Raw genomic sequence first — 5145 nt, forward strand, 5'->3', positions numbered from 1 at the left:
GCGTCCCGGCGGCCGGGGCCGCCCGCTTCGGCGGCAGCCTGGCCGGCGTGCCCGGCGGCACCACCTGAGGCTCGGCGGGGTTCGGACGCCGCGGTGCCAGCGTCCGAACCCCGGACGGCCATCCCACGCCCGGCCACTAGACTCCCGAGCGACAAGCCGTCCGTCTCTGTGGGCGGAAGCCCGCGTCCGAGATGGAGCACACCGTGATCGTCCTCATCGGATTCATGGGTGCCGGCAAGACCACCATCGGACGGCTGCTCGCCGAACGGCTCGGTCTGCCGTTCGTGGACAGCGACCTGGTGATCGAGCACCAGCAGCGCCGCAGCATCTCGTCGCTGTTCGACGAGTTGGGCGAACCCGGCTTCCGCGCGCTCGAGGAACGCACCATCGCCGACCTGCTGGACGGCCAGGCCTGCGTGCTCTCCCTGGGCGGCGGCGCCTGCGGCTCGGCCGCCACCCGCGAACTGCTGCGGCGGCACACCGTGATCTACCTGCACGTCGAACTCGCCGAAGCTCTCAGCCGGGTCGGCGGCGACACCTACCGTCCGCTGCTCGGCCGGCCCGGGCTGAGCGACCTCTACACCGCGCGGCTCGACATCTACGCCACCACGGCGTCCGTCACCTCGTTCACCACCGGACGCCGCGTCGAAGATGTCGCCTTCGAGATCCTGGCCCGGCTCACCGCGACCGCCGAACTCGACGGCAGCCCCGGCATCCTGGTCGCCCCGCCCGGCGGCAGCTACCGCGTCCACGTCGGTCACGGCGTCCTCGACCAGCTGGGCCGGCTGCTGCCTGAACTGCCCGAGGTGCGCCACGTCGTGGTGATCTCCGGACCCGGCGACGCCACAACCGGAGAACGGGTCGCGAACGCGGTCGCCATAAGCGTGTCCGCGGTCCACCAGCTCCGGCTCGACGACGACAGCACACCCACTCAGGTGAAGAGCCTGGAACAGGTCGGACGCCTCGCCGGCGAGCTGGCCGAACTCGCCATCCACCGCGGCGATCTGCTGATCGGGGTCGGCGGCGAGGCCACCGTCGACCTGGTCGGCTTCCTCAGCGCCACCTACCACCGCGGCATGCGGTTCGCCCTGGTTCCCACCACCCTCGAGGCCCAGGCCGACTCGGCGATCGGCGGCAAGAACGCGCTCGACCTGCCCCAAGGCCAGAACCTGCTCGGCCTGGTGCACCAGCCGGTGCTGGTGATGTGCGACGCCGACCTGGCCACCGGACGCCCTGACTACCCGTCCGGGCTGGCCGAGATCGCCAAGCACGCCCTGCTGGCCGACCCCGACCTGCTCGACTTCCTGCGTCGCAAGGCACCCGACCTCACCGCCGCCGAGCCGGCGACCCTGCTGCACGCCGTCCGGCGCAGCGTCGAGATCAAGGCCGACATCGTCACCTCCGACGAGCGCGAACAGGGCGCCCGCGCCCACCTCAACTACGGGCACACCTTCAGCCGGGCCTTCGAAGCGGCCTCCCCCGGACAGCCGGCGGGAGCACTCAGCCTCGGCATGATGGCGGCCGCGCATCTCTCGCACCGGCTCGGCTGGCTGCCCGCCGAAGCGGTGGACGCCCACCGCACCGTGCTCGGCGCCCTGGGGCTGCCGACCAGTGCTGAGTTCTCCATCGAACAACTCGAGTGGTCGCTGGATCGGGACAAGAAGTTCCGCGACGGCTGGCGGTTCATCGTGCTGCGCGACCTGGGCAGCCCGGTCGAGGCGCATCCGGCGCGCGAGTTGGTGGAGTTGGCGCTGGCCGATCTAGCGTCCGGCTGAACGATCCCGGCGCACTCGCTCATTACGGTTCACAATGATGCTATTCAGCACATTGCCCTAGGCAACGTGCACTGTCTACCGTGCCGACACCATGACAATTGCCGACCCGTGCCGCATTCTCGAGCCAGCAGCTCGAATGCGCTGGGGCGAGGAAGTCCAGGACGGTGGCGGTTCATCGTGCTGCGTGAACTCGCGGTCCGGTCGGTCGCATCCGCCGCGGGAAATCGTCGAACTGGCTCTGGCTGACCTGGCACGATAATCCCACCGCATCCCACATCACAACCGAAGGAAGCCCGCATGTCCATCCTCGTCATCAACGGCCCCAATCTGAACCTGCTCGGCACCCGTGAACCGGGCATCTACGGCGCCACCACGCTGGCGGACGTCGAAGCCGCCGCGATCGCCCAGGGAGCGGCCGCCGGGCACCAGGTGGAGTGCTTCCAGAGCAACCACGAGGGTGCGATCATCGACCGGCTGCACGCCGCCCGCACCGACGGCACCCAGTTCGTGATCATCAACCCGGGTGCATTCACCCACACCAGCGTCGCGATCCGGGACGCCTTCGGCGCCGCCGAGGTCCCGTTCTGCGAGGTGCACATCTCCAACGTGCACAAGCGCGAGGCGTTCCGGCACCACTCCTACCTCTCCGACGTCGCGGTCGGCGTGATGGCCGGCTTCGGCGTGATGGGCTACGCCCTGGCGCTGGAGTTCGTCATCGAGCAGCTGAAGCAGAACTGAGCGAGATCGTGGAGCAGGTCCGACTCGCCGTCGCCGGTGCCGGCCTGATCGGCAAGCGGCATCTCGAAGAGATCGAACGCAGCGGCACCGCGCGGCTGCACGCCATCGTCGAACCCGGTCCGGACGGCGCCCCGCTGGCGAAGCAGTACGGCGTGCCGCTCTACGCTTCGCTCGGCGAACTGTTCGCCACCGGTAAGCCGGACGGCGTCATCCTCGCCACGCCGAACCGGCTGCACGTCGAGGGCGGCCTGGAATGCGTCGCGGCCGGCGTCCCCACCATCGTCGAGAAGCCGATCGGCGACACCGTCGAGAACGCGCTCCGGCTGGTCGAAGCGGCTGAGCGGACCGGCGTCCCGGTGTTGACCGGACACCACCGCAACTACAGCCCGGTGATGGCGAAGGCGCGCGAGATCGTTCAGAGCGGACGCCTCGGGCGGCTGGTCGCGGTTGTCGGCACCGCGATGTTCTACAAGCCGGACGATTACTTCGACGTCGGCGGCGGCTGGCGGCGGATGGCCGGCGGCGGCCCGATCCTGCTCAACCTGATCCACGAGGTGAACAACCTACTGTCGCTGGTGGGCGACATCGTCCGGGTGCAGGCGGTCACCTCGAACGCCACCCGTGGTTTCCCCGTCGAGGACACCGCCGCGATGGTGTTCACCTTCGCCAACGGTGCGCTGGGCACCTTCGTGCTCTCCGACACTGCCGGGTCCGCGCGATCCTGGGAACAGACAGCCCGCGAGAACCTCAGCTATTCGACCTTCCCGGACGAGGATTGCTACCACCTCGCAGGCACCGACGGGTCATTGTCGGTACCGACCATGCGAGTCCGTACCTTCCCCGGCACCCGGTCCTGGTGGGAACCCATGGAGACCACCGTCGAAAGCGTGGAGCGGACCGACCCGCTGGCCAACCAGATCGCCCACTTCGCCGCCGTCATCCGCGGCGAAGCCGAACCGATCTGCAGCGCCCGCGACGGGCTGAAAACGCTTCGGGTGGTGGAAGCTGTGGTCGAAGCGGCGCGCACGGGAGCGCTCATCGAGATCAGCGATGTGAACTGATCTTCCGTCGGTCGAGCTTGTCGAAACCAAAGCCTCCTCGTTGGTCGAGCTTGTCGAGACCCAAGCCTCCTCGTTGGTCGAGCTTGTCGAGACCCAAGCCTCCTCGTTGGTCGAGCTTGTCGAGACCCAAGGACGGCCCGGTATAGGCGAGAGGTTTCGACAGGCTCAACCAGCGGTGGCTACCGAACCGAACAACTCGGTAACCAGATCACGGAGCCAGCGGCTGCCCGGTTCGTTGTCGAAGCGCGGGTGCCAGTACTGGCCGACCTCGAACCGGTCGACCGGCAGCGGGCAGGGCCACAGCGCCAGATCGTTGCCGTGGGCCAGCGTGGTGCCGATGTGCCGCGGCAGGGTGGCGAGCAGGTCGGTGCTGCCGATGATGGCGCCCAGGCCGAGGAAGCCGGGGAGTTCGAGGACGACCCGGCGTTCGATCCCCTGCTTGGTCAGGGCACGGTGCAGCAGCGTCGCGCCGGTGCCGGCGGTGATCGACACGTGCCCCTCGGCGACGTAGCGGCGGCGTCCGAGCCGGTCGTGGACGCGCGGGTGCCGGGGGCTGGCCAGGCAGACCCAGTCCTGCTCGAACAGGGGCTGCGTCGCGATCACGCCACCCAACCAGGGCGCATAGCCGATCGCCAGATCGGCAGCCCCCGTAGTCAGCGCCTGTTCGGTGGCGCTGTCGATGCGGTCCGCTTCAAGCCGGACGCCGGGCGCCAGCGCCCGAACCCGCGCGAGCAGCGGCGGCAGCAGGGTGATGTGACTGGCGTCGGTCATGCAGATCCGGAACCGGCGCCCGGCGGTCGCCGGATCGAAGGCTGACTCGGCGGAGGTCAGCCGGCTCAGCGAGGACAGGATCTCGCGGCACGGCCCGATCAGGGAATCCGCGCGAGGGGTCGGGGTCATGGCGCCGGGAGTCCGGACGAACAGAGGGTCACCCACCTGCTGGCGCAGCCGTCCGAGCCAGATGCTGATCGTCGGCTGGCTCTGGCCGAGCCGTCCGGCGGCCTTGGTGACGCTGCGCACCTCATAGAGCACGTCGAACAACTGCAGCAGCTTGGTCTCCGGCAGATCACTCACCTTGTCATTGTGATTCACAATGATGCGATTGTCCCCATTGCTGCCTACAACACGCCCCACCTACCGTGCAGGCACCATGACCACAGCGATCCTCGGCGCCGGCGCGCTCGGCTGCACCATCGGAGCCGCGCTTACCGAAGCCGGCCACGACACCTGGCTGATCGGACGCCCCGGAGCCCACGTCGACGCGCTGCGCACCGACGGACTCCGGGTCGACGACGACACCGGTAGCCGGACGATCGCCGTCCGGGCGACCGCGAACCCTGACGACATCGGTGTCGCCGACCTGGTGATCGTGCTGGTCAAGTCGTTCCAGACCCGCGACGCGATGCGTGCCGCGCAAGCTCTGGTCGGCCCTGAGACTGCGGTGCTCTCGTTGCAGAACGGGCTCGGCCACGAAGACCTGTTGAGCAGCGTCATCGGACGCGAACATGTCCTGCTGGGCAGCACCCTGGTCGGCGGGGTGCTGCTCGGACCGGGCCACATCCGCACCGGGA

At 69.0% G+C, this 5145-nt stretch carries 5 protein-coding genes; 4 read left to right on the forward strand and 1 reads right to left on the reverse strand.

Translation table 11 applies throughout. The features are described 5' to 3' along the window. Window positions 1-203 precede the first annotated feature (203 nt). From QM624_RS13915 to QM624_RS13925, 3 genes are all read left to right on the forward strand, one after another. On the forward strand, window positions 204-1775 hold the full coding sequence (locus QM624_RS13915) for a shikimate kinase (protein WP_415092809.1): 1572 nt from the start codon (window positions 204-206) through the stop codon (window positions 1773-1775). A gap of 297 nt (window positions 1776-2072) precedes the next feature. Beyond that, the gene (gene aroQ, locus QM624_RS13920; RefSeq protein WP_415092811.1) at window positions 2073-2513 is read left to right on the forward strand and encodes a type II 3-dehydroquinate dehydratase; all 441 of its coding nucleotides are present in this window, start codon (window positions 2073-2075) and stop codon (window positions 2511-2513) included. A gap of 8 nt (window positions 2514-2521) precedes the next feature. Continuing rightward, complete coding sequence (locus QM624_RS13925) at window positions 2522-3574, forward strand: Gfo/Idh/MocA family protein (RefSeq protein WP_415092813.1); 1053 nt, start codon at window positions 2522-2524, stop codon at window positions 3572-3574. 165 nt (window positions 3575-3739) lie between these two features. Here the strand turns inward: QM624_RS13925 and QM624_RS13930 are convergent, their stop codons facing one another. Continuing rightward, entirely contained in the window at window positions 3740-4648 is a 909-nt protein-coding gene (locus QM624_RS13930) for a LysR family transcriptional regulator (RefSeq protein ID WP_415092815.1), read from the reverse strand. 76 nt (window positions 4649-4724) lie between these two features. On the opposite strand from QM624_RS13930, the gene QM624_RS13935 reads away from it, so the two are divergent. Further along, window positions 4725-5145 (forward strand): ketopantoate reductase family protein (locus QM624_RS13935; protein ID WP_415092817.1); only part of this gene is annotated, 421 nt, incomplete at its 3' end.

Origin of the sequence: Micropruina sp. (assembly GCF_047606365.1) — a bacterium.
Classification (GTDB): domain Bacteria; phylum Actinomycetota; class Actinomycetes; order Propionibacteriales; family Propionibacteriaceae; genus Micropruina.